Origin of the sequence: Crocosphaera chwakensis CCY0110 (assembly GCF_000169335.1) — a bacterium.
GTDB lineage: Bacteria > Cyanobacteriota > Cyanobacteriia > Cyanobacteriales > Microcystaceae > Crocosphaera > Crocosphaera chwakensis.
Genome location: NZ_AAXW01000010.1, coordinates 21,574 through 46,806 on the forward strand (window position 1 = coordinate 21,574; position 25,233 = coordinate 46,806).

Below are 25,233 nucleotides of genomic sequence, written 5' to 3' on the forward strand. Positions count from 1 at the left end.
TCTTTTGAGAAAAATTATATGATCAAAATAACCTTGAAGAATCATCAATAAATAATATGAGTCAAACCATTACACCGTCTCAAAATAAGAACAGTTTAGCCCCTAGTGTGATCAGTGATATTCAACCAGAGGGAAACTGGTTATCCGAATTTTCTCAAGAAACCTTAGCCATGACGAAGCGTTTATTTATTCAACTACAACGCCGTCCTTCAACTTTAATTGCAGGCATTATTCAGCCGTTTATGTGGCTTGTTTTGTTTGGAGCTTTATTTTATAACGCACCTCAAGGATTATTCGGCGAGGATCTCAACTATGCTAAGTTTCTCTCCCCCGGAATTATCGTTTTTACTGCTTTTTCTGGGGCATTAAATGCAGGACTTCCTGTGATGTTTGATCGAGAATTTGGCTTTCTCAACCGTTTACTGGTTGCGCCGTTGGCTTCTCGTTATTCTATTGTGGCTGCTTCTACTTTATATATTATTACCCTGAGTATCATTCAAACGGCAGTTATTGTAGGTGCTAGTGCCATGTTAGGGGCAGGTTTACCTAGTTTAGCCGGTTTAGGAGCGATCGCTTTAATTGTCTTTTTAATCGTTGCTGGTGTGACAGGATTAAGTTTAGGCTTAGCTTTTGCTTTACCAGGCCATATTGAACTGATTGCTGTCATTTTTGTGACTAATTTACCCTTACTCTTCGCCAGTACCGCCCTTGCGCCTTTATCCTTTATGGCAGGATGGTTAAAGATAGTAGCGAGTTTAAACCCCTTAACCTACGCCATTGAACCCATTCGTTACATCTATCTCAATGGACAATGGTCTTTAGGCAGTGTTGTCATAGAAACTCCTTGGCTTGATATTAATTTTCTTGGGGTTCTCTTCTTATTAATAGGGTTTGATGTTTTGATTTTATTAACCATTCAGCCTTTATTACGTCGCCGTTTTGCTTAGTCTTCAAGATAATAATAGACTTACTACTTCTGGCCTTTTGCAGTCATAGACTTCTACAAAAGGTCTTTGATTATCTTTTCACTACCGTTTGATATCAATCCAATGTCCGTCGAGCTATTTTCGACGAGAGTATTTTGGTTAGAGCTTCCTTCTCCGAATGCAACTTGGACGATACTTCTTTTGTCAACGTTTTATTCTTTATCATCAATTTCTTCATGGTGCCAATCTTTTGATTCAACCCAATCTCGAAATATATTCAAAATCTCTAACAAATTAAGAGAACCACCGGCTCCCTGAAACTTTCCATTTTTTAAAAGACAGCTAATCCAGTCATTATCAGAGCGTTTGATTTTGACCTCATCAAATTTGTAATCCTCAAATTCTGTTTCCAATAGATCAATAAGGATCAGCCAACCCGGATTATCTAGAGTTTTTATTTCAATTCCATAAGTATGCTCCCACTCCCCATCACATTGAGACCTATACCAATTTTGTAACCAAATAAAAGAGTTATTTTTCATAATTATTTGGGAATCTCATGAGAGCCTGCGCTTCTAACTCCTCCTATTATAGAATTACCTTGTATATGAGGAGTGTTTATATATTGCTTAGTCACATTATTATAGTATGGTCGCCGATCTTGTAGCTACTAGCTTATCCCGAACTGACTGCTGAGTGGTGAATACTGAATGCTTTTTTAATTAGGGTGAAAATAATCATAGATTTCTGTTGCTAAAGCTTGACCAATTCCTGATACTTCTTGTAACTTTTCAATAGAAGCTTCTCGAATGTAATCAATGGAATGAAAATGAGCAAGAAGTTGTTTTTGTCGGTGAAAACCCAACCCTGGAATATCCTCTAAACGAGAATGACGGCTTTTTTTCAACCTTTGTTGACGATGAAAGGTTACAGCAAATCGATGAGCTTCGTCTCGAACTCTTCTTAATAGTTGAACCCCTGGTTGTTCGGGATGAGATGTTACAGGTTTAGATTCTCCTGGTAAGAAAATTTCTTCTCTTTTTTTAGCTAAACTAATCACTTTTAAAGGAGGAATAAGATTCATACTTTCTAAAATTTCTGTTACCGACGAAAGTTGGCCTTTTCCCCCATCAATCATAATTAAATCGGGATAATCTTCTAACTTTGATAACTCAGTTTTTGATTTGTTTTGATAAGAACGAAAACGGCGACTTAACACTTCGGCTAAACTGGCAAAATCATCAGAATGACCTATGGTAATCTTGGGATTTTTTATTTTGTAATGACGATAGGATTGTTTAGCAGGAACTCCATCAATAAATACTACTTGAGATGCAACTGGATTTGATCCTTGAATATGGGAAATATCATACCCTTCAATACGATGGGGAAGACTCGGTAAATCTAATAATTGAGCTAAATCTTCTAATGCTAATAAATTTTGTTGAGCATGACGTTTTGTATTTTCTAATTCATAGCCTGCGTTACGTTCTACTAAGCGAATTAACTCTGCTTTTTGTTGCTTTTGAGGTACGATGATGTTGACTTTTTTTCCTTTTTTATTTCCTAACCAATCCCTTAAAATATCAGTTTCAGGAAGTGGGTACTGTACTAAAATTTCACTGGGAACTTCTACCGAATCAACTTGTAAATAATGTTCTTCTAAAACCCGTTGTAAAATACTTTCTGGCGTGCCTGAAACCGTATCAGCAAAAAAGCCTAACCGTCCCACTAATCGTCCTGCACGAATTTGGAATAATTGAATACAAGTGTAAGTCTCATCCGCAGCTAAAGCGATCGCATCTCTGGAAATCGTATCATCAGGTAACGTTACTTTTTGATCAATTCCTAAGCCCTTAATGGCTTTAATTTGATCCCGAATTTGACCAGCTTGTTCAAACTTTAACTGACTGGCTGCTAACTCCATTTGTGCTGATAGTTTTTGTAATAATTCCTCTGTTCTTCCCTGAAAGATCATGGCTACTTTTTCTACTATTATGTGATAGTCTTCAGGAGAAATTAACCCTTGACAAACCCCAGGACAACGGCCAATATCATAGTTTAAACAAGGACGATCCTTAAATAAAGGTCGAGGCCGTTGACGGAGAGGAAAAACCCGCTTTACTAAGCGTAAAGTTTGACGAAGTAAATGGGTATCCACATAAGGACCATAATAGCGATCGCTTTTGTGATTTAAGCGTCGTTTGCGCGTAATAAAAATCCTAGGATAGGCTTCAGACCAAGTAATACAAATATAAGGATATTTCTTATCATCTTTGAGTAAAACATTAAAGTAGGGTTGATGTTGTTTAATGAGATTAGCTTCTAAGGCTAACGCTTCGGCTTCGGTATCCGTGACAATAAACTCAACATTAGCTACCTGTTGAACCATCAAAGCAATGCGAGGACTATGATCTTGGCTAGGCTGAAAATAGGAACGAACCCGCGATCGCAGTTGTTTCGACTTACCAATGTAAAGAATATCACCTTGAGCATCTCGCATGAAATAAACCCCAGGTTCATTGGGAACTGTTCTTATCTGATTGTCCAACGTTTGCGAAAGTGCTAACAAATAGAAAAATCTCCCTAACCAATTCTTTATCTATGTTATCTATGTTAAATAGTTAAATAGAAATTACGCTATCTCGCCAAAATATAGTTTGTGTGGCAAAATCTAAACAGCCCTTGAAGCACTCCGTCACGAAAGGTTATCATATCTTTTTGGAAATGCTAAATTTATTCCCTAATCGTAGCCTATTTAAAGAAAATCTATTAAAACAATGCGTACTCTAATCTCATCTTTAAAAATAGCAACAAGCAGCTTCATCTTAGGTTTGACTGTTTTCAATATCAAGCCATTAGCTGCACAAACCCTCTTTCAGTCAACAATTATCGCTGGTGCAGATAACTATTCTGATCCCACTAACATGGGCATTAACTATGGAACGTCACCTTTCATTCAAGTCGGTAGTAGATATGATCCAAATGATCCCAATAATCCACCCTCTGGTGGGTCACCCAGTCGACCACTAATTCTCGAAGAAGTCGGTTATATTAACTGGAATCTGAGCAGTATTATTAATGATATTAAGACTAATTATCCTGGTGCTTTTTTGGGTAATGTTGATGCTGTAGTAACTTTGACCCATACTAAAACCGATCCTGATAACCCTAACGACACCGATCCAAATTACCCCGATGGACGATTTTTTCCAGACTTACCTAGAATCGATAACATCAATGCCTATCAAGTGACAGGAAATTGGAATGAAAACAATGCGATTAATACAAATAATCGCCCTGCACGGAATAACTTAATTTTATTCGATGGTAATATCGAAGCTAATCCTGATGCTGATGGGGATAACTTAGAGAATAGTTACGGAGGAATTGGACTTAATCAAGTAGTTAAAAGTATTTTAAACAATAATCTTGATGATGATTTAAGCAATGACAACCCTAATCTCTCCATTGCCTTAGAAGCTACTGAAATTTTTGAAGCCACTGATTTTGGTTTTTATGCTCTTGAGAGTTTCTTCTCCCAAAATGGAAATGATGACTCTGTGAAGCCTGAAATCACTCTAAGATATGAGCTATTGCAGGAGGGAACCAAAGTCGAAGGAGGACCTAATTTCAAAGCTACAACACGAGGCGGGGGTAGTGGCAATCTTAATGGCGATTGGGAATTGGGGGTTTTTTTAGGGGACAACCCAACCAATGATCCAAACACAACCAAAAAAGCAAACTGGGTATGGACCAATGATGAACTGGTGGACTTTGAGTTAGTTTGTAACCCGAATACTGGTGGCGTTACCTTGACGTTGAGCAATGGTCAAACCACAGCAACGACTCCTGCTTTGATGAATAATCCCTGCGACAAGATTGACGGATTAAAGATTTTTTCCACTGCTCGGACTAATGGTGCAGAGATGGAGATTATTGTCGACGAGTTTACTACTCTCAATGATAACGTCATTAATGTCTCTAATTTGTCTGCGTTAGCTCAAGACGGTTCTGGACTGGTTGAAGATTATTTTGCTTTTCCGGGGGTGATAGAAGGACAACTAGGAGCCAAAAAAGTCAATGGGACCGTAAGGATGAAGTGGGGACCTGGAGGAGCGCCTCAAAATCCACGATCTGGAAGCAACAATCAATCTTTTCTCATTCCTTTAACTAGAATTCTCAACCCCGATTCACCTCCACAATCTCTACCAGAGTCTAATCAACCAACCTCTGAAGAGATCCAACAACAAAGACTTGAATTATTGTCAGAGGCATCTCCCAACGTAACATCTGTTCCTGAGTCTAATTCGATAGTTGCTTTGGTCTTTTTTGCAACAACAGGGGTCGGAGTAAGATTACTTAGCAGAAAATAAGATAAACGTTAGCCTAACGTAAATTAAATAATCATCCCACACGGTGTCGTCCCAGACATTTATGGGGAGGTCTTAAAAAACCCACTTTGCTACAAGCTCAAGGTGGGTTTTTCAATTCAGATGTATTGGCTATCGTGATTGATTATACCAATACCAATTTTCAAAATTTATTGGTATTACTTTTTAGTTTGGCGTTTCGTTAACAAGATACAACTTCCTGTTAAAATCACAGCGATGGCACTAGAAGATTCAGGTACGCTAGGGGGTTGGGGAGGTTCCGGTGGCTTAATCGTCGTTTCACCAAGGAATTCAAATAAAGTGTACATCCGAAGATTAGTTGCTCCAACAGTAACAGTGTTTGTGTTGGGTTCCCACATACCATTAGTCTCATTGGAGTTACGCACATAAGTAATATTGCCATTGAAGCCTGTGGGTATTAAATATTCATCGTCTATTGGATTATTCTGGTTTGGTGTAAAGGGGAAACCTGGACCAACAGGTAACTGTGGTACTCGAAGAGCCGAAATGTCTGCTGGAGGACTGACATTAGCATTAGTCGCTACTTGCGTATTAATTGCTTCATTTATTGCCGTTTGAGTTAAGATTACCTCGGTGAGATTATTAGGTTGATTGCTCCAAAAACATAAGCCTTGACCTGTACCCAGATTAGGGGTTCCTGAAGCGCACGAAGGAGTAAAATTTATTCCATTAGGATTACCAAAAATATTAGTGAAACTACCATATCTAAAAGTAACATTATAGGATTTAAGAACTTTATTTTCAGTTAATTCACTGTTAGGTGTCTGACAAATAGTGGCACCACTAATACAAATTTCGAGATTATCAATACTGAGAACATTATTTTGTTTATTGGTAATGGGATCCATAGGATCACCAAAGTTTACTGTAACTGCTTCAGCAGAAGAAATGACAGCAAAACTAAGAGTTGTTGAAACCCAATAAATTACTCGCTTAAGTTTTAACATAACTTTTCCAATTAGAGATTACATTTTCACAAAGACAAGAAATGAGGAATTAAGTAATCACAAGAATGGCCATAAACAGACTCGACAAAAAAGTATGAACAACAAGATCGTTGAAAATACTGTAGAACTGGCGAAGATTTTAGGCCAACTCCTTATATTCTTAATTCCGAGAACGTGTCCCTTCTGATTCCTATATTTCCCCAAATGCTCAGGAATCTAACACTCTTATAGCATTGCCCTTGAAATATATAATCTAAAAATAGCTATTTTTTTATTTTTGAAATACGAATAAATCAAATTGAAACTATCAGTAATTTTTCTATAAAAAACTTATATTTATTTTTTACAAATTCAATATTTATCAATAATAAAACATCTAAGTTTAACCAATTTAATAATAGTAATAAAAAAATTAGTCAATGTTCATATATTGCATTACTCATTTACCTTTGTTAACATAAAAAAGCAAGTTACTAGAAAACACGACATTCTACATCCCACTACTGAAGCGCGTGAGATGTAGAATTATTGAATTGAGTTCAAGTAAAAATTGTACTAAGACAGATAAAACGGTAATGTATGTAAGGGTCTAATGCCTACTCAATATTGACAGTTTCTCGGACTGGGGTTGAGAGGCTAGAGACTGATTCAGAGTCAGACTCTTTCTTATTAAAGAAATTATGGAATTCATATTTTCCCAGGAGTAAAGCTGCTACCATTAAAGGAATAAAATAATAAATGCCACGATAAATTAATAAGGTTCCTAATAACTCTTCTGAAGCAATAAAGGGAGCTAATAATAACATCATAACCGTTTCAAAAACCCCTAGTCCTCCTGGAACATTACTCGCTAATCCAGCGACTTGGGCTAACATATAAATCCCAAAAAAAGCAGAATAAGATAACGAAACCGAACTATGTAACAGCGTATAGAAAACACCAGCAGCGAAACACCAATCTAAACCAGAAACCACTAATTGACCAGCAGCCAAGGGAAAAGGAAGATGGGGAATAATCCACTTACCAATCATTAAAGGTTTTTGACGAATTACTGTCAAAAATAAATAGGCTAAAGTAGTGACTAAGAAAATGATTCCCAAGGGACGAACAGAGATAAAAGGCAAGTCTAATAATTGGGGAATAGCTAAAGGCTCTTTGAGAAAGATAACACTACCGACTACAAATAAACCTAAACAAAAAGATAAGTTACAAAAAGCAGAAATTTGGGCGATTTTTATCACAGAAAATCCCCAAACCGAATAGAAACGATAACGAATCATGCAACTGCTTAACACAGCAAACCCTACACTATTACTGATCCCAGAGCAGATAATACCCACTAACGCTTTTTTGGGATAAGGAAGAGACTGACGAACATAAGCTAAGCCTAAACATTCGTAGCCTGTCATGATAGAATAATTAACCGCCATTAAAGCGATCGCCAGGACAATATGAGTCGGCGGAATATTGGATAGACTATCCCAAAAATTTTCGGCTCGATAATGCTGTAAATTGTGCTGTATTGTCCATAAGGATAAGGCGAATAGCCCTAAACTTAAACAAGGAGGAAGCCAACGGAAAATAGGATTTTTAGTCATAAAAAAGAGTAAAAAGACCTAAAAGAATGTATGTGATACCCTAGAAAGCTAGATCAGAATTTTTAGTAATCCCTTCAGAACCAGTATTTTTTTAGATTTCAAGGTGGCGATACTCTGTCGTTTTACTGATCTTACCCCCATGATAAAGGTTATCTGCTTCTAAAAACTGATCAATGAGCAAAAGATTAAGGTAATATTGTTAAGAGTCTTAACTTTTACCTATAATGTAGTCTCTTTTCTGCTTAATTATTATAAAGAATAATCAATGTTTGGTCTGATCGGTCATCTTACAAGTTTAGAACACGCCCAGTCCGTTGCTGATGCTCTTGGCTATCCTGAATATGCCAATCAGGGCCTCGATTTTTGGTGTTCTGCTCCACCACAAATCGTAGATCACTTTCATGTTACCAGTGTTACAGGACAAACCATCGAAGGCAAGTATGTAGAGTCCTGTTTTTTGCCAGAAATGCTAATGAATCGACGGATTAAAGCAGCAATTCGCAAAATTTTAAACGCGATGGCCTTAGCGCAGAAAAACAGCATTAATATCACAGCATTAGGGGGTTTTTCTTCGATTATTTTTGAAGAATTTAATCTCAAAGATAATAAACAAGTTCGTAATGTCTCTTTAGAATTTGATCGCTTCACCACAGGAAATACCCACACCGCCTACGTCATTTGTCGTCAAGTTGAACAAGGATCAGCTAAACTAGGCATTGATTTATCTAAGGCAACCATTGCTGTTTGTGGAGCAACGGGAGACATCGGTAGTGGAGTATGTCGTTGGTTAGATAGAAACACGAATACCCAAGAACTTTTACTCATTGCTCGCAACCAAGAACGATTAAAACGCCTACAGGATGAGTTAGGACGGGGTAAAATTATGGGACTAGAAGAAGCTTTACCCGAAGCAGATGTGATTGTTTGGGTAGCAAGTATGCCTAAAGGCGTAGAAATTAATCCCGAAACCCTCAAAAAACCTTGTCTAATTATTGATGGTGGTTATCCTAAAAATTTAGATACAAAAATTAAACATTCCGATGTTCATATCCTCAAAGGGGGAATTGTTGAACATTCTTTGGATATTGACTGGAAAATTATGGAAATTGTCAGCATGGATATTCCTTCCCGTCAAATGTTTGCTTGTTTCGCCGAAGCCATTTTATTAGAGTTTGAACAATGGCATACTAATTTCTCTTGGGGACGGAATCAAATTACGGTTACTAAAATGGAACAAATCGGGACAGCATCTGTTAAACATGGCTTTCAACCTTTATTAAATTGGTAATTATCACAGAAAGCAGGAGGCAGAGAGAGGATAGGAGGTAGGGTGTTAACCCTAACTCAAGTTGACAAAATGTCAGCAATCCTTGTATTTTTTTTATATTCTGCACTCTTGAAGGGGTTTAATTATGGGAGTGGTGGCTTTTGTTAATGATACTTTTTCTAACCTGTTAATCTGGGGATTGATTTTTATTGGAGTTTCTTGGATATTATCCGCAGCAAAACGTCACAAGTCTTCCCCTCCAGTGTTGAGGGGTCAACATAAACCCATCGCTTGCTTACTAGAAGATACTCCTCAGCATTATTTGAAAGGACAATCTTGTCCCTTAGCTACCCCCTTACTCACGCCTTTAACCTGTCTATTAGAAGATAGTCCCCAAACTGTGCTAACAGGACAATATTATTCCTTAGCTACGCCATTACTCATCCCCTTAACCTGTTTATTAGAAGACACCCCACAAACTGCTTTGACTGGTCAATATTATTCCTTAGCTACTCCCTTCGCTTCACTATGGGAAATGGGTTGGTTGTCTTTTTATCGTCAACGGTTAGGACAACCTGGGTTTAATTATTGGCAATGGATAAATTATCCTCTATCTACAGAATTTTCTTCTGAATTGGCCAATTTATTGCAGTTAAAAGAACCATCAACTTTAGTTAAAGGAGTTTTAGAATCTTTGGCCGAAGAATATCATACCTTTTGGCAATGGGATAAACTTTGTGCCTTTAGACAATGGCATCAAGAAAGTGTAGATATTTTAGGGTTAAATGCTCTTAAAGCTATTTATTATCGCTGTTACGGCATATCGTGGGAAAAAGTTAAATTAATCTTGTGGGATAGTTCTTTAGTAATTGATCCCATCTTGCTTGATCCTGCCTCATCTTGGTGGAAAGTATTAGGCATTACTGCGTTTTCTCCTCCGAATAAAGTTGAACAAGCTTATAGAAATTTATTGCGATCGTGGCATCCTGATCGCACGCACCATCCTCTGTCCCATCAAATTACGGCACGTATTAATACCGCTTATGAAGACTATCAACTACGTCGCCAACGGAATGCTGAAAGACTTGAATCTGTGGGAAAATGGTTTAATTCTCTTCGCTAGATTGACTCTTGCTTCAAAACATGAGGACGTCTGCCGACATTCCTAGAAGATGGTGATATTCCCATATTTTTAAGAGTGGCGGATGGTAATGAACAGGATAAGGAAAGAATCTGATATTAAATCGCTAATAAAAGATTCTAACGCAAAAATAGATTAATCAAAAGGGGCAATAGGATAATTAGTTTAACCCCTTCTTGAATAACTTTTGGTGATTGTTCATTAGTCCTAAAATTATCTTGAATTTTGTAATATTTTAACTCCCAAACTGACTAAATAAACCGTCCCAGAAACTAAAATAATGGTTGCACCGGATGTTACATTAAAGAAATAAGATATGATTAATCCTACAGTTGTAAAGAACATACCTAATATAATAGATGCTATAATAATATATTTAATATCCTTCAAAAATTGACCAGCGATGGCAGCCGGAATAGTCAACAAAGCAATCACTAAAATTAACCCTACAACCTGCATTACCATCACCACTGTTAAAGCGATCGCTCCTACTAACAATAAATATAAATTATCCACAGGAACATTCCGAGTTATCGCAAAGGTAGGATCAAAAGAAATAGCTAAAAATTCTTTATAAAACAAACTGACAATTAACACAATAATAATATCTAACACTAACATTATGATTAAATTTTCTTGAGAAACGGTTAAAATACTACCAAACAAATAACTCATTAAATCCGCTTTATACCCTGGCGTTAAATCAATTAAAATAATACCAATTCCCATCCCGACTGCCCACATTACTCCTATCAAACTATCAGCCCTTTGTTCAGTTTTCCTAACAACTAAACCCATAGCAAAAGCAGACAATAAAGCAAAAAAGATTGCGCCAAAAATAGGATTAAAGTTTAAAAAATACCCTAATCCAATACCACCATAAGCAGCGTGAGCAATACCTCCACTAATAAAAACAATACGATTAATAACGACAAATGTTCCAATAATTCCACAAGCAATACTAACTAATACCCCTGCAAAAAGAGCATTTCGCATGAAATCAAATTGTAATAATTCCCAAATTGTTTCTAAACCTAACATTAATAACAAAAAAGTATGTTAAAATCTTTATACAATAATTCTCAAATTGACATAATATCAATTATTAACTATTCATGATAATGTAACGGACAATCATGGTTAGAAAGAACCCGATGGGGAACCCCATGAGCGATCAAATCCACGGGACATTGATAAGTTTGTTCTATTGCTTCGGTACTCAAAGGAGGATTACCATGAAAAAAGAGACGATGGTTAAGACAGCCTACAGTTTTAACATAGGCTGAAATTGCCCCAATATCATGAGAAATCATGACAATAGTAATCAATTGATTTAATTCTTTCAACAACTCATAAATGCTGGTTTGTCGTTGGGGATCGACACTAGCCGTCGGTTCGTCTAATAATAGTATACGAGGTTCTGAGGCCAATGCCCGCGCAATATACACCCGTTGACGTTGTCCCCCGGACAATTCAGCAATGGGTCTATCCCGTAATTCTAGCATTCCTACCTGTTCTAAGGTACGATTAACGATAATTTCATCTTTAGAGTTATAACGCTGCAATAACCGCCGTTTTCCCAGTCTTCCCATCCTGACAACATCAGCAACACGGACAGGAAACTCTCGATCTAATTCTACCAATTGAGGAACATAACCGATATAACGTCTTCCTTTACTAACCGTATGTCCTAAAATTTTTACAGTTCCTTGATAAGGTTTCATTAGTCCTAATAAGACTTTAAACAAAGTAGTTTTTCCTCCCCCATTAGGACCAATTAAACCGACAAAATCTCTTTCATAAATCGTCAAATTAATATCTTCTAAAATGGAATCTTTCTGATTATATTTTGCCCAAACATTACTAAGATTAATAACTTCAGTTTTCATAAGGTTATATAATTAATTATTTTCTTTTTTTAAAACTTTTTCAAATGTTTGAGAAACTTCCAATAAATTGCTACTCCAATCTTCAGCAACTGGACTAATTAATAATACTTCTCCATTAATTTCTTTGGCAATAGTTTTGGCTGCTTGACTACTTAATTCTGGTTGAGCAAAAATTACTTTGATGTTTTCTTTTTTCGCTTCTTTTATTAAGTTTCCTAATTCTGCTGCACTAGGTTCTTGTCCTCCCACTTCAACCGGTACTTGAGTTAAGTTATATTCTTCAGCAAAGTAACCCCAAGCTGGATGAAAAACAATAAATTTACGTTGTTTGAGATCAGCTAAATGCTCTTTAATTTTATCGTCTAATTCTTCAATTTCTTGTAAAAAATTATTGAGATTATTCTGATACATTTCTTGATATTTCGGATCAAGTGTAACTAAAGTTTCATAAATTTTTTGTGCTTGAATTTTGACTAATCTGGGCGATAACCAAATATGAGGATCAAGGGTATTTTCATCTTCATTATGGTCATGATCATCACCGTGGTCGTGATCGGTCATGGTTAATCTTTCAATTCCTTCGCTTGAATCTATTGTTAACAGTTTTGGGTTAGCTTGACTAATGCGGTTCATCCACACCGTTTCAAAGGGAACGCCAATACCAATATAAGCCTCTGCTTCACTTAATGCTTGTAGTTGTTGGGGTTTGGGTTCATAGGTATCAGGAACTGCCCCTTGTTGAACCATTACGTTAACTTTAACGCGATCGCCCCCAATTTTCTTAACAAAATATTTCTGGGGAATGATACTCACAGTAATATCTAATTGATCTTGATGGTTGGTTTGTTCTTGATTATCATTCTGATTTGTTTCGGAGTTAATCGGATCGCTTGAACTACATCCCGTGATGCTATTTGCCCCTAGGATCACAGTTAAAAGGACTATTGATAACCACTTCTGAGAAGATTTCATAGATTAAGCCTAAAACAAGAACAATAATCATTATCACTATTAAAGCATAAAAAGAACAGACAGGGTTCACAAGTCAAAAGTTAGAAGTCAAAAGTATTACATCTTCCTTAAGTAAAAGGATTCAGAAAGCGAGTGCTTTATTTTTGCTTTTTGCCTTTTTACTTTGCCCGAAAGGGAGCGGTGAACCCGTCTGTTAAAACAGAGTGAAACTGAGTTTAAACTGAATTAAAAGTTCATTTCAGCAGCTTGTACTCGTTCGACTTGTTTCTTCTTAATCACTAAGAGAATTTGGGCTAACATGATGCCAGCTAAGAAGACCATTAACCCTGTAATGCGGCCAGGACTTTGAAGGACGACTTCTGTATCTTTTTGTCCAAAACCACCTACATTGGGATTATTGGTTAAAGCTTGTCCTGCTTCGACTTCCATGCCTTCAGAAACCATTAATTGAGGACCGGCGGGAATAGTTTCGTCTATATCCCCCTCAGCAGTAGCAATGGTAACGACGTAGCCACCACCTTCTTGATCGCTAATTTTGCTAATGGTTCCAGCGTTAGAGGCTTTGAAGACATTATTATTGCTAGGTTGTCCTGTGGGATAAATTTGACCCCGGCCACGGTTAGCTCCCAGATGAACTTGGTACTTACCAAAGTTAACATTTTTATCCTTAGAGGGATCAGGAGATAAGACAGGGAAAATAATCTCTTGATATTGTTCTCCAGGTAAAGGACCAACGAGAACCACATTCTCTTGACCTTCGCTGTAAGATTGGAAATAGACACTACCCATCTCTTCCTTGATCTCTTCAGGAATACGCTCATCAGGAGCAATTTTAAATCCGTCAGGTAGCATTAAAACAGCCCCAACATTGAGGCCACCTTTCGATCCATCTCCTAGAACTTGTTGAGAGTCGAGATCATAAGGAATTTTGACCACAGCCTTAAACACTGTGTCAGGTAAAACAGATTGAGGAATTTCTACTTCAGCAGCTTTTTCTGCTAAGTGACAGTTAGCACAAACGATGCGCCCTGTTGCTTCTCTAGGGGTTTCTGGGGCTGTTTCTTGGGCCCAGAAAGGATAAGCGTTAGCATTTGGGACATTACCTATGAAGAAGGTAAGGATTACTAGGACGATCAAGAGCGATCGCAGTAAAATTTGCTTACCCTTAAACCAAATTGCCGAAAAATCGGATATTCTCATTGCTCAGTCAAATTTATGTAATTCTTAAACAGTAAAAGGGGTTATCAGTTATCAGTTATCAGCTATCAGTTAAATTTATTACTCACTGCTCACTGTTCACTGCTTACTGAAATTAAGCCCACCAGGGATCTTGTTCGGTACGAAAATCAGTTTCCGTCCATTCGCTAAATAGGACTTTATCACCCTCAGTCACATTCACATGGGCTAAAGCCAAAGATAGAGGAGCCGGGCCTCTTACCACTTTACCCTGAGCATTGTATTGAGAACCATGACAGGGACAGATAAACTTATCTTCGCTGGCATTCCAAGGAACTACACAGCCTAAGTGAGTACAAACAGCGTTGATACCATAGTCAGCGATGGCATTTTCTCCTTCTACTACTAGGTAAGTGGGATCACCTTTTAACCCTTGGGCTAAAACGCGATCGCCTGCATTATGATTCGCCAGAAAATTACTAGCCATAATGTCATTACCAAGAGCATCTTTAGCGGTGATACCACCGCCAGCACCACCACTTGAAGGGGGAATAAAATATTTCACCACGGGATACAATGCACCAGCAGCAACTCCGGTGATGGTTCCAAAGGTGAGTAAGTTCATAAATTGGCGACGCCCCATATCGGGGACATCAGAGGAACCAGATACTTGTGTCATAACGATTGATGGATCTAGGTTAGTTGATAGGTTGAGAATTCAATCTCAGCGATAATTACAGGTTGTACGTTTTAAAAGAATATGATGGCAACCATGTTTTAGACAAGCAGATTACTAAAATTTTCCTCTCTCTTGATCTAGAGGTTTGGGTCGTCTACAAAGTCCACCTTAAATTATTACAGAAATTCGTTAACAATACATAAGAACTTTAAGTGGAGACGAGAGGTAAAAACGCACTTATGAGGTAAGGAGATCAGCTAAAGAGCATTTATGAGAAATTTTCTTTAAGAATTATGAAGTTTATTGAATGGAGAAAATCAATTTTTAGCTCTGGAAAAATCCCCTATTCCCCATAGATAAGGGAAGTTTAAGGATCATGAATTATGGTATCGTTGATATTGCCGTAATGCGTGCAAAGATTAATATACCCACAAAATCATAATTTGCAGGAGAACAATGGTGAAACGATTTATTCTGATGGCGATCGCTGCTATCTTTTTCTTTTTACAATTTCCCATCCATAACGCCAGTGCTTTAGAATTAACCGAGGAAACTCGGACTGTCCCCTTAACTGAAGAAGGGGAAACAACAACTTTAAGCAGTGAACAGATCACCAATGGTCAAAGACTATTCATTCGTGAATGTACCCAATGTCACTTACAAGGAAAAACCAAGACCAATAATAATGTTAGTTTGGGATTAGAAGACTTATCCTTGGCTGAACCTCCTCGTGATAATGTATTAGGTTTGGTTGATTATCTGAAATATCCCACCAGTTACGATGGAGAAGACGACTACACAGAATTACACGTTAATGTTAGTCGCCCTGATATTTATCCAGAATTGAGAGACTTTACCGAAGACGATCTTTATGATGTGTCTGGTTATATTTTAGTCGCCCCCAAATTAGATTCTTATTGGGGTGGATCAATTTACTTCTAAACCGAGTCATAGAGGCAATTTAGTTCACTTTCGTAATCTTCTCTCTAGCTTGTCTAGGGAGATTTTTTTGTTTTCTAGAAACTCGTACAAACGAAATGTTAAGCTAAGTTGAAGTCAAAAAATTAATCATTTTACTTCTGACCTCTAAATTCTAAATTCTCAAATATGGTTCCTTTAAACGATAATAACCCCACCCAAAGAACTGCTTATGTTACTTATGGATTGATTATTGTTAATATTTTAGTTTTCTTCAAAGAAATTAGTTTAAATTCTGAGGAACTATCGCAATTTTTTCAATATTATGCCATTGTCCCAAAACAGTTAACCGCAGGGTTTAGCGGGGTAGATTTTTATCATCCCATTCCTGAATGGATGACCTGATTACTTCTCAATTTCTTCATGCTGGCTTTTTACATATTGCCGGAAATATGTTGTTTTTATGGATTTTTGGCAATAACGTAGAGGATAAATTAGGTCATGTAAAATACTTATTATTTTATTTAACTTGTGGCGTGTTAGCTGGTTTGAGTCAATGGTATTTTGCCCCTTATTCTGAGATTCCTTCTTTAGGGGCTAGTGGGGCGATCGCAGGAGTGATGGGAGCTTATATTTTACGCTTTCCCCAGGCACAAGTGTTAACTTTAATTCCTTTAGGCATTTTTATTACCACCATTAGAGTTCCGGCAGTCTTCTTTTTGGGATTTTGGTTTTTGCAGCAAGCTATCTATGGGTTTGCCAGTTTAAATGTTCAAACCAACGTAGGAATGGAAGGCGGTGGCGTGGCTTACTGGGCTCACGCCGGAGGCTTTGTATTTGGATTTATTTTAGGCCCATTATTAGGATTATTTAACGATAAAAATCGTTAAATTAAATAGCAACATCCTCTTCTACTGCTCGGATAGTTTCTGTCGACTCATTAGTAAATAATGCAATTCCAAAAGATAAGGTACCCACTAAATCCTGCGGTACAAAAAGCAGAAACAGAATGAAAAATGGCAGCCCACAGAGGATTTTCTACATTAGGTTGTAAAAAATATAAGTAAAGTCCAATGGCTCCCATTACTTCTATAATTTTTGAAAAATAAATTCCAACATTATATTATTGACTTTTTTAAAAGTCTATCTGTCTCAAGATATCATTTTTAATGAAACAAAGCTGGCTTAAAAGGTAAAATAAGAAGAAAATAAAATTTTTCGTAAATAGCTATTTTTTACATTTTTTAGTTTTTTTTACTAAAATTTATGCTTTTATTTCTGTTTTATGAGAAACTCCTAAACCCCTGTTCTCTGTTCCCCATTTCCTACCTTCATCAGCTAGTTTTATCGAAGATGCAAGATATGAGTCGACACTCATGTACTCGAATACAATTAAGCTTTAATTTGATTTGATTAGATATTTAACACCTATTCTGGTAATATTATTGTCCAATCTTTTTAACCAAACAATTTGGCATAAAATAGGATCAATTCCTTGCATTTTTAAATTACATAATTGACCAATATATAATTTTTTCTCGCCAATAATAATTAATCCACAACCACTAAAAGAATCATCAATAATCATTCCTTTGAAAGATTGTTGTATTTCCTGTCCATCAATTAATAGTTCAATAGAAGCTCCTTGACTATTATAATAACGTTGATCTTTACGTTTATAATAACGTTGATCTTTACGTTGATTACATAAAGAAAATAAGATTTGATTTGAGGTTGTTGTCATTGGTAATGAATAAGATATGATTAATACTATTATTACGGATAATACAATTATCGATAATGATTTTTAATGTGGCAATCAGGAAAATCACTGATAATTTGTTACTTAGATTACACTTTTTCCTTATTAAAACGTTAACGTATCCCGATCTTGACAAGTTACCTTGTTTCAGGAATAATTACTGGTGTATATATACCTAAAAAAAACATGGATGTCGTTCGCATTATCTGTGCCGTTATTCTTCCACCACTAGGAGTTTTCCTACAAGTGGGTATCGGACCACAATTCTGGATCAATATTTTATTAACATTATTAGGTTATATTCCTGGTATTGTTCACGCAGTGTGGGTAATTGCTAAAAAATAGTTGATTCTGAAAACTAGAATAATAATTATATTTTTATCGACAAGTTTATTTTATGAACTTGTCTCTTATGCTGAGAAGACTCGCATCTTAAACTAGGTTAAAACCAGTGAATGAGTTAATAAAACTTTGTAAGATAGGACTTTTCGCTTTTTTAACCTTGATTGTTTAAACTACATTTATTCAATTTTTTTATTAGTACAAGATAGGAGAATAAATAACAAAAAGAAATTAAAATCTTCTGGCTTATACTGGTATATCAATTCTGAAAAAGAAGATAGCAAACCAAGAGACGTTAGGAGTGAGTCTCTCTATAAAAATGTCTTGTTGACATTGAGAGAATTGATATATTAAGTCACTTTATCGGATTAGCTAGAATAAAGCTTAATTGTCTGACTAGGGCAATAAGAGGGGGTACCATGTCATCATTACTAAACTATCGTTATCAAGTTGTAGAAAGTTTGGCAAAAGGAGGATTTGGAGAGACATTTCTCGCCATTGATACTCATATGCCCTCAGAAAGAAAATGTGTTATTAAACAATTGAAGCCGGCGGTTCAGTCTCCTGTGATACCTGACTGGTTAAAGGAAAGATTTGCCAAAGAAGCAGCTATTTTAGAAGAATTAGGAGAAAGACATCCTCAAATTCCCACCCTATACGCCTATTTTTCAGAGGGAGGAGATTTTTATTTAGTACAAGAATGGATCGAAGGCGAAACCTTAACCCAGATTCATCAAAGACAAGGGAATTTGTCACCAGAGCAAGTTAAAGAAATCTTAATAGGAATCTTACCCATTCTTGACTATGTTCATGGTTGTCGCATTATTCACCGTGATATTAAACCGGATAACATTATTATTCGTAGCCATGATAAAAAGCCTGTTTTAATTGATTTTGGCATTGTGAAAGAAAGTGTCGCTACGATAATTCATGGTAACGGCAATACGCCCTATTCTGTGGGACTGGGAACCCCTGGTTATATGGCCTCAGAACAAGCTGCCGGTCGTCCTATTATTTCTAGTGATTTATACAGTTTGGGACTGACTGCAGTTTTTTTACTAACGGGAAAAACTCCTCAATATTTAGCCACTGACCCCAATACTGGGGAAATTTTGTGGCGAAAAGAAGCCCCAGATATTAAGTCTAGTTTGGGTAATGTTATTGATCGTGCCATTCGTTTTCATCCTCGCGATCGCTTTTCTACAGCCAAAGAAATGCTAGAGGCCCTAAAAGTTTCTCAGACTCTCCCCACTGCAGCGACGATAGCCATTGGACAACAAAATTTATCTTTATCGACTGGTTCCCCAGAAATCACCAGTACCACTAACCCACCAGAAACAGAAGCAGAAGCAGATACCCCCTGGGCCTTGTTGGCTTTAGGTTCATTTTTGGCGGCCAGTGCGATCATTGGTGGATTGATCTTAGGGATCACGTTAGCAACAAAAGAGCGATCGCAACCAACATCCTCTCCCTCTGCTTCCCCTGAGTCTCAATCAAGTCCTCAACCAGAATTTTCCCAACCTCAACCGAGATCCCCTCAACCCATTCGTCGTCCTCGGCGATCTCAACCATCTCCGAGTCCTACCCCAGAACCGCCTCCGACTTCAACCTCAGAATCCTCTACAACTCCAGAGGATAAAGTGTCTCCGAGTCCCACCCCAGAATCCTCTACAACTCCAGAGGGTAAACCGTCTCCGAGTCCTACCCCAGAACCCTCTGCGACTCCTAAAGCTCAACCGTCTCCCAATTCTACGCCGATTCCAGAACCAACTAAAGTAGTCCCTATTCCTGTTGAACCTCCTCCACAGGTATCTGAACCAAAAGAAAACGCCAATGAGGATAGTTCAGAACCGCCCTTAATTATTCCTAATATTCCCCCTAAACCAGCAGCAGAAAAACCGCCTCAAGAAGAGGAAAATAAATACAATATTCAAAAATATTTTGAGTCTGATAGAGAACAAAATCAATCTAATATCAAACAGTATTTTGATTCTGACAGACCATAATCATTAATTATTTCAAATTTCTTCTACTTCTAGTTTAGCGGAGGTTACTGCAGCAAAGGCAAACGCAAAAATAATGGGCATCGGATTCTGCAATAAATAACTCAAAACAACAGACGTAATTGAGATTAAAATAGCCGAACCTAACCAAGTTTTTTCTTCTGCACAAAATCCTTTTGTTGCTTTAATTAATCTCAAGACTTCTGAAGGAATGGGTTCCGGCATAACTGCGCCGGGAGGAAAAGCCCAATAGTGATTATAACGTTCTCTAAATAAATCTGTCCATCCATTTTCTTCACACCATTCTTGTATCCATTCATCTCTAAAATGTTTCATAATTTCTTTATTTCCTTTAATTTCTCATTAATTCTTGTATAAATTAATCTATTTTTCATAAATTAATCTATAGTTTAGAAATAGTTATTATTCATATTAACAAAACTATTCTGGGTTACTAAGCAACTTAATAAATCTTAATTTGAAAAAATTAAGTACATATGCTTATGATGTTATTTTCTGTACAAATTGCTTGTAATTGTTGGTCCCAGGGTTCACAAGGAAGTTGAGGCAATAGGGCAAATTCAAAGATAATGCCAACAGTGGGAATAGAAGACCATTGAGGAGAATTTAATAAGCGATCGTAGAACCCTCCACCATAGCCTAACCGATATCCATTGTAATCACAAGCCACCGCAGGAACCAGTATTAAATCAACTGTTTCATGACTTAAAATTGGAGCATTGGCAGAAGGTTCTACAATGCCATACTTTCCAGGAATTAGGGGATCTTGAGGTTGCCAAAAATGCCAAATCAACGACTTTTTAACACAGCGAGGAAATCCCCAATTATGATTAGTTGAAAATAGGTAAGTTAAATCAGGTTCTTGACGAATAGAAAAGTAAGCGAGAATCGTTTTTGATTGTTGAAATAGAGGATAATTTTGCAGATTTTTACAGATTTTTTGACTGTTATTTTTCCAATCTAATTTTGATAAATTTTCTCTTTCTTGAATCAGTTTTTTCCTAAGTTGTTTTTTAGTTTCTTTAAAATTCATAATAGCTAATTCTTATTCTTTGTAGTCACACAATAGTTTATATAAAAACATCATAATTTATAACTATAAAAATCGACTTAAATCAAATTCATCCTCTGGGGTATTACTGGGAAACCTTTCTAAATTTAGTAATAATAATAAATGATCTGAATAATCAACAATTCCTTTTAATTCTTCTTGTAATTGTTCTAGTCCACCATTAGCATATTCTTCAAAGATTTGCACTCTTTGATTTTCTGCATCGGTATCATAAAGAGAGAGAACATGAGGGTCATTGGTTTCTGCGATCGCTAATAATTTTATCACAGCATCATAACCCCTAGAAACAAAAATTTCTAAACTAATAGGTGCAGGTTCTTTTGAGATAATATTAAGAGGAATTCGCTTGTTATATTTTCCCCCTAAAGTGGCTGCAAAAGTAATAACATCTGCATAGGTTTGAAAGGGTCCAACCCCTCCACCGAAATCTACCAAAGATTGAACTAATTCTGATTTATCTTTACTAATTCTAATACGATTAATTGCCATTTTTTAAAATTAGATTAATTTGTTTTCAACTAAAAAATTTCGACATTTTTTGGTAATATATAAACCATAAATATTTTTTTCTAAAGCTCCTTCTTCTATTAGTTTATCAAGATAATAATCTAATTCTACTACTGATTGCATATTAGAATAATAATCTACTTCAATATCAGGAGGTCTGAGTGAAACAAAATATTTTTTATCATACAATGTACCATCAAAATATTTAGCAATAGTCCTCAAGATTTTTAGTTTAACTACATTAGATATATGATTGTTTTTTGTTTCTTGAGTTTCTACATTTTGATTAGTTATGACTTCAGCTTTTTCTATATTTATTTCCTGTTGTAAACTACCTAACTTATTGATTGCTTTGCTAATATCAAAACAAGCAGGACCAAGAGCAGCTAATAAATTGTTATCTTGACGACTATTATCATAAGTTGCTGGTGTCACCCCTAATAAATCACTGGGTAGTCGAAAATCTTTTATTCCTCTCGGCATTAATATAAAACATCTTCTTTTTCCTAACTTTGCAATAAATAAACCTAATTCAAAGATCACATTATCTCGTACAGCTTGATATTTTTGTTCTCTAATGTGAGAAATATCATCAGGACTGAAAACAAAAATAGCAAAATCAAACTTATCTAAACTATTAACTAAATCATCTAAAGTATTACTAGACAACTCAAAAATTCCTTGATTCCAAACCGTTACTTCTCCTGTATGATCTAAATTTTTTTGAGCAGCATAAGCAACATCTAAACCTTCAAACGACGAACCGATAAAAACCTTTAGCTTCATGAATCTTGAAACTTTAAACTAACTAAAATAATGATAGTATAAAAATAGTATATCATGCCTAAATATTGACTTAAATCGCCTGTTTCTCACTCTCAACACCCAATACCCAACACCCAACACCCCCCTTTGCTCATTTTTGTGAGAGAATACGTAACTAAATAGGGGTTGTCTCTTTCAATCTAATGGTTTTTTGGAAACGATTGTTTAATAATACAGATATATCAAACACTGATCAGAAGTCCCAGTTTAAAGGGGAACCGGTCAAATTAAAAGGCCAGACTGACGGTCAAACTCGCATTTTTTTCACCAGAGAAAGAGAGATCGATCTCTACGAACTCGAAGAATTATGTGATGCGGTAGGGTGGGCCCGTCGTCCCTTACGGAAAGTTAAACGCGCACTGACCTACAGTTTTATGGTGGTGTCAGCGTGGGAAGTGAAAGGAAACCGTAAGCGATTAATTGGGTTTGCTCGCGCGACTTCAGATCACGCTTTTAATGCGACCATATGGGATGTGGTCATACATCCACGGTTCCAAAGTAAAGGACTGGGGAAAGGGATGATGAAGTATATGATTCGTCAATTAAGAAGCGAGGATATTAGTAATATTACTCTCTTTGCTGATCCTCAAGTAGTGGACTTTTACCGTCGTTTGGGGTTTGTACTAGATCCCGAAGGAATTAAAGGGATGTTTTGGTATCCCGATTAGGAACAGTTTAGGTTATAATAAGAAAGAAACGTTACGGGATGTAGCGCAGCTTGGTAGCGCGCCTGCTTTGGGAGCAGGATGTCGTAGGTTCAAATCCTGCCATCCCGATTAAATCATTTTGTTAGATAACTGCGTCAGTAAACTGTTTATTATCTTTGTTGTTTAACCATTGCTGCAAAATTAGATAGAACTTTTAATCCATTATCCGATGACTTTTCTGGATGGAATTGTACCGCTATCAGATTATCACGGGCGATCGCTGCTGTCACGGTTTGGCTACCATGAGTTACCACAGCAGCTTTGACATCGGGATCAACAGGATCAACATAGTAGGAATGGACAAAATAAACGTAAGGATCGGGGGTTAACCCTTGCCATAAGGATAGATTCGGTTGAGTGAATTGTAACTGGTTCCAGCCCATATGAGGTATGGTTAAATCAGGCTCAGATTGAAAACGACGGACCATCCCTGGAATAATGCCTAAACCTGGTTCTTTTCCTTCTTCTGACCCCTCGAAGAGAATTTGTAAGCCCAAACAAATGCCTAAAAATGGCTTACCTGATGCGATCGCTGTTTTGATGGGTTCTTCTAAATGACGCGATCGCAAATGTTGCACTGCCGGATCAAATGATCCTACTCCGGGCAAAACGATAGCCTCAGCTTCAGCTATATCTTGAGGAGAATCAGTGATTTTTGGCTTAATACCTGCTTTTTCTAGCCCTTTACAGGCAGAGTGCAGATTACCCATATCATAGTCAATAACAGCCAGGAAGCCCATAAACATTCCTTGTGGTTAACATTTCACTAATAATAATGATAGTTGATAGTTAGCGGTTAAACTAAAATTACAAGACTATATTTAAGATTAAGAAATCTAAAACTTGTCCCTATTACCTATTCTCTTTTCCCTGTTCCCTTTTAATTAATCCCAAAGGAATTTTCTAAAGCTTCTAAAACCACATCTGTGACGATTTTAGTCCGATAACGACACGCTTGAGTTTCCGTTGAATTAAACCTACCATTTTCCCAATATTTATTACTTCCTGCACCTCCTCCACAAACCCCAAAATAATCGCAAGTTTGACGACAACTCTCAACGCCTTTTGTCATATCTCGATAAATTTCCTTGAATTTTTCACTCTCGCAAACTGATTCTAAATTATCAGTTAAAACATTCCCTAAAATAAAATTGCCATAGGGTTTAATATCAACTGATAATAATTCAGGATCAAAGGTAGAAAAATTACCCAAATAATCAATATTTAAAATAGCAAAGGGATGATTCATATCGGTTTTGGCCAATCTTTGGTTATCACAAATTAAGCCACAAATTGCCTCAAATTCTCGTACTTTTAATTGATCATTCGTTTGGCTCGTTAATTTCCAAAATCGTTTGATAAACTGATAATATTTTTTTTCTGTCCCAACTTTATCTAAAGAAGAACTTTTATTAATTCCTTCTATTTCTTCCATATTAAAAGCAACATCGGTAATGCCATTTTCCCAGAAAAAGTCGAAGATTTCATCAGCATAATCTAAAGATTCTTGAGTAATAACAGCAATAATATTGAAATAAATTTCATTATCTTGTAAACAACGAATCCCTCTCATAACACTTTCATGGGTTGGTAAACCTGTGGGGGTTTTACGATGAGCATTATGTAAAAAATCGGGACCATCAATACTGATTCCTACACCAATATTATTTTCTTTAAAAAAATCACACCAAGCTTGATTAATTAAGATTCCGTTAGTTTGTATTGAATGATAAATAGGAACTTGTTTAAAATTGTATTCTTTATTAGCAATTTCAATTCTTTTAAATACTTCTTTATAGTAAGAAATTGGTACACCTAAAGGTTCTCCTGCGTGCCAACAAATATCAATAAATTCTCCTACAAAAGGACTGGTAAAAAGAGCTTTAAAAATAGGTTCAATTAAATCAAGAGATAGTCTTTCTTTTAAAGTTCGATTCGGTAAATAACAATAATCACAATTAAGATTACAAAAAGGAGTAGGTTGAATAACCACTAAATTAATCGGTCCAAACGATGAACTATCAATAGATTTATATTTATTATTTCTAGATAAATGTGTTGTCATC

Annotated in this window: 24 protein-coding genes, 1 tRNA gene and 2 pseudogenes; 11 read left to right on the top strand and 16 right to left on the bottom strand. The window is 36.4% G+C overall.

Features of this window, described 5'->3' with window-relative positions; all coding sequences use genetic code 11:
* The first annotated feature begins 56 nt into the window (after positions 1 to 56).
* A complete protein-coding gene (locus tag CY0110_RS08300; RefSeq protein ID WP_008274945.1) occupies positions 57 to 947 on the top strand; it encodes an ABC transporter permease in 891 nt (296 codons plus the stop codon).
* 113 nt (positions 948 to 1,060) lie between these two features.
* Positions 1,061 to 1,180 (top strand): annotated as a pseudogene (locus tag CY0110_RS31630) (hypothetical protein); the annotation flags it as partial.
* On the opposite strand, the gene CY0110_RS08305 reads toward CY0110_RS31630, so the two are convergent.
* A complete protein-coding gene (locus CY0110_RS08305; protein WP_008274946.1) occupies positions 1,139 to 1,468 on the bottom strand; it encodes an immunity 53 family protein in 330 nt (109 codons plus the stop codon). The pseudogene CY0110_RS31630 and the gene CY0110_RS08305 overlap by 42 nt on opposite strands.
* Positions 1,469 to 1,644: 176 nt before the next feature.
* Positions 1,645 to 3,477 (bottom strand): excinuclease ABC subunit UvrC, encoded by a 1,833-nt coding sequence (uvrC, locus tag CY0110_RS08310; RefSeq protein ID WP_008274947.1) that lies wholly within the window; start codon positions 3,475 to 3,477, stop codon positions 1,645 to 1,647.
* Between the two features lie 229 nt (positions 3,478 to 3,706).
* Here uvrC and CY0110_RS08315 point away from each other — a divergent pair, with 229 nt between their 5' ends.
* The gene (locus CY0110_RS08315) at positions 3,707 to 5,302 is read left to right on the top strand and encodes a choice-of-anchor W domain-containing protein (protein WP_008274948.1); all 1,596 of its coding nucleotides are present in this window, start codon (positions 3,707 to 3,709) and stop codon (positions 5,300 to 5,302) included.
* Between the two features lie 176 nt (positions 5,303 to 5,478).
* On the opposite strand, the gene CY0110_RS08320 is transcribed toward CY0110_RS08315, so the two are convergent.
* Both CY0110_RS08320 and CY0110_RS08325 read right to left on the bottom strand, forming a co-directional pair.
* Entirely contained in the window at positions 5,479 to 6,288 is an 810-nt protein-coding gene (locus CY0110_RS08320; RefSeq protein ID WP_008274949.1) for a hypothetical protein, read from the bottom strand.
* Between the two features lie 596 nt (positions 6,289 to 6,884).
* Positions 6,885 to 7,886 carry a lysylphosphatidylglycerol synthase domain-containing protein gene (locus CY0110_RS08325; protein ID WP_008274950.1) on the bottom strand — a complete coding sequence of 334 codons (1,002 nt, stop codon included), beginning with the start codon at positions 7,884 to 7,886 and terminating at the stop codon, positions 6,885 to 6,887.
* Between the two features lie 265 nt (positions 7,887 to 8,151).
* Here CY0110_RS08325 and CY0110_RS08330 point away from each other — a divergent pair, with 265 nt between their 5' ends.
* Together CY0110_RS08330 and CY0110_RS08335 are read left to right on the top strand one after the other, a co-directional pair.
* The gene (locus tag CY0110_RS08330; RefSeq protein WP_008274952.1) at positions 8,152 to 9,174 is read left to right on the top strand and encodes a long-chain acyl-[acyl-carrier-protein] reductase; all 1,023 of its coding nucleotides are present in this window, start codon (positions 8,152 to 8,154) and stop codon (positions 9,172 to 9,174) included.
* 124 nt (positions 9,175 to 9,298) lie between these two features.
* Entirely contained in the window at positions 9,299 to 10,276 is a 978-nt protein-coding gene (locus tag CY0110_RS08335) for a J domain-containing protein (RefSeq protein ID WP_008274953.1), read from the top strand.
* 231 nt (positions 10,277 to 10,507) lie between these two features.
* Here the strand turns inward: CY0110_RS08335 and CY0110_RS08340 are convergent, their stop codons facing one another.
* The 5 genes from CY0110_RS08340 to petC form a co-directional block, all read right to left on the bottom strand.
* On the bottom strand, positions 10,508 to 11,317 hold the full coding sequence (locus tag CY0110_RS08340; protein WP_198139125.1) for a metal ABC transporter permease: 810 nt from the start codon (positions 11,315 to 11,317) through the stop codon (positions 10,508 to 10,510).
* 86 nt (positions 11,318 to 11,403) lie between these two features.
* Entirely contained in the window at positions 11,404 to 12,183 is a 780-nt protein-coding gene (locus CY0110_RS08345; RefSeq protein WP_008274955.1) for a metal ABC transporter ATP-binding protein, read from the bottom strand.
* Between the two features lie 12 nt (positions 12,184 to 12,195).
* Positions 12,196 to 13,155 (bottom strand): metal ABC transporter solute-binding protein, Zn/Mn family, encoded by a 960-nt coding sequence (locus tag CY0110_RS08350; RefSeq protein ID WP_008274956.1) that lies wholly within the window; start codon positions 13,153 to 13,155, stop codon positions 12,196 to 12,198.
* A gap of 225 nt (positions 13,156 to 13,380) precedes the next feature.
* Entirely contained in the window at positions 13,381 to 14,355 is a 975-nt protein-coding gene (petA, locus tag CY0110_RS08355) for a cytochrome f (RefSeq protein WP_008274957.1), read from the bottom strand.
* Between the two features lie 112 nt (positions 14,356 to 14,467).
* Complete coding sequence (gene petC, locus CY0110_RS08360; RefSeq protein ID WP_008274958.1) at positions 14,468 to 15,010, bottom strand: cytochrome b6-f complex iron-sulfur subunit; 543 nt, start codon at positions 15,008 to 15,010, stop codon at positions 14,468 to 14,470.
* A gap of 459 nt (positions 15,011 to 15,469) precedes the next feature.
* On the opposite strand from petC, the gene psbV reads away from it, so the two are divergent.
* The gene (gene psbV / locus CY0110_RS08365) at positions 15,470 to 15,952 is read left to right on the top strand and encodes a photosystem II cytochrome c-550 (RefSeq protein ID WP_198139127.1); all 483 of its coding nucleotides are present in this window, start codon (positions 15,470 to 15,472) and stop codon (positions 15,950 to 15,952) included.
* A 165-nt stretch (positions 15,953 to 16,117) separates the two neighbouring features.
* A pseudogene (locus CY0110_RS08370) lies at positions 16,118 to 16,818 on the top strand (rhomboid family intramembrane serine protease).
* Positions 16,819 to 17,327: 509 nt separating this feature from the next.
* On the opposite strand, the gene CY0110_RS08375 reads toward CY0110_RS08370, so the two are convergent.
* Positions 17,328 to 17,672, bottom strand: coding sequence for a PilZ domain-containing protein (locus CY0110_RS08375; RefSeq protein ID WP_008274963.1), 345 nt, complete (start codon positions 17,670 to 17,672; stop codon positions 17,328 to 17,330).
* Between the two features lie 204 nt (positions 17,673 to 17,876).
* On the opposite strand from CY0110_RS08375, the gene CY0110_RS28500 reads away from it, so the two are divergent.
* Together CY0110_RS28500 and CY0110_RS08385 are read left to right on the top strand one after the other, a co-directional pair.
* The gene (locus CY0110_RS28500) at positions 17,877 to 18,035 is read left to right on the top strand and encodes a YqaE/Pmp3 family membrane protein (protein WP_008274964.1); all 159 of its coding nucleotides are present in this window, start codon (positions 17,877 to 17,879) and stop codon (positions 18,033 to 18,035) included.
* Positions 18,036 to 18,451: 416 nt separating this feature from the next.
* Complete coding sequence (locus CY0110_RS08385; protein WP_008274965.1) at positions 18,452 to 20,038, top strand: serine/threonine protein kinase; 1,587 nt, start codon at positions 18,452 to 18,454, stop codon at positions 20,036 to 20,038.
* Positions 20,039 to 20,050: 12 nt separating this feature from the next.
* Here CY0110_RS08385 and CY0110_RS08390 read toward each other — a convergent pair whose 3' ends face one another.
* The 4 genes from CY0110_RS08390 to CY0110_RS27915 form a co-directional block, all read right to left on the bottom strand.
* A complete protein-coding gene (locus CY0110_RS08390) occupies positions 20,051 to 20,371 on the bottom strand; it encodes a slr1957 family protein (RefSeq protein WP_008274966.1) in 321 nt (106 codons plus the stop codon).
* 151 nt (positions 20,372 to 20,522) lie between these two features.
* On the bottom strand, positions 20,523 to 21,089 hold the full coding sequence (locus CY0110_RS08395) for a 5-formyltetrahydrofolate cyclo-ligase (RefSeq protein ID WP_008274967.1): 567 nt from the start codon (positions 21,087 to 21,089) through the stop codon (positions 20,523 to 20,525).
* Positions 21,090 to 21,152: 63 nt separating this feature from the next.
* Complete coding sequence (locus CY0110_RS08400; RefSeq protein WP_008274968.1) at positions 21,153 to 21,617, bottom strand: DNA phosphorothioation-associated protein 4; 465 nt, start codon at positions 21,615 to 21,617, stop codon at positions 21,153 to 21,155.
* A gap of 9 nt (positions 21,618 to 21,626) precedes the next feature.
* The gene (locus tag CY0110_RS27915; protein ID WP_008274969.1) at positions 21,627 to 22,421 is read right to left on the bottom strand and encodes a TIR domain-containing protein; all 795 of its coding nucleotides are present in this window, start codon (positions 22,419 to 22,421) and stop codon (positions 21,627 to 21,629) included.
* A gap of 182 nt (positions 22,422 to 22,603) precedes the next feature.
* On the opposite strand from CY0110_RS27915, the gene CY0110_RS08410 reads away from it, so the two are divergent.
* Positions 22,604 to 23,128 (top strand): GNAT family N-acetyltransferase, encoded by a 525-nt coding sequence (locus tag CY0110_RS08410; RefSeq protein ID WP_008274971.1) that lies wholly within the window; start codon positions 22,604 to 22,606, stop codon positions 23,126 to 23,128.
* Between the two features lie 34 nt (positions 23,129 to 23,162).
* A tRNA-Pro gene (locus CY0110_RS08415) sits at positions 23,163 to 23,236 on the top strand.
* A gap of 41 nt (positions 23,237 to 23,277) precedes the next feature.
* Here CY0110_RS08415 and hisH read toward each other — a convergent pair.
* Together hisH and grrM are read right to left on the bottom strand one after the other, a co-directional pair.
* Entirely contained in the window at positions 23,278 to 23,907 is a 630-nt protein-coding gene (gene hisH, locus CY0110_RS08420; protein ID WP_008274972.1) for an imidazole glycerol phosphate synthase subunit HisH, read from the bottom strand.
* Positions 23,908 to 24,047: 140 nt separating this feature from the next.
* Positions 24,048 to 25,232: a cyclophane-forming radical SAM/SPASM peptide maturase GrrM/OscB gene (grrM, locus tag CY0110_RS08425; RefSeq protein WP_008274973.1), complete on the bottom strand. Its 1,185-nt coding sequence runs from the start codon at positions 25,230 to 25,232 to the stop codon at positions 24,048 to 24,050.
* Position 25,233: the final 1 nt, after the last annotated feature.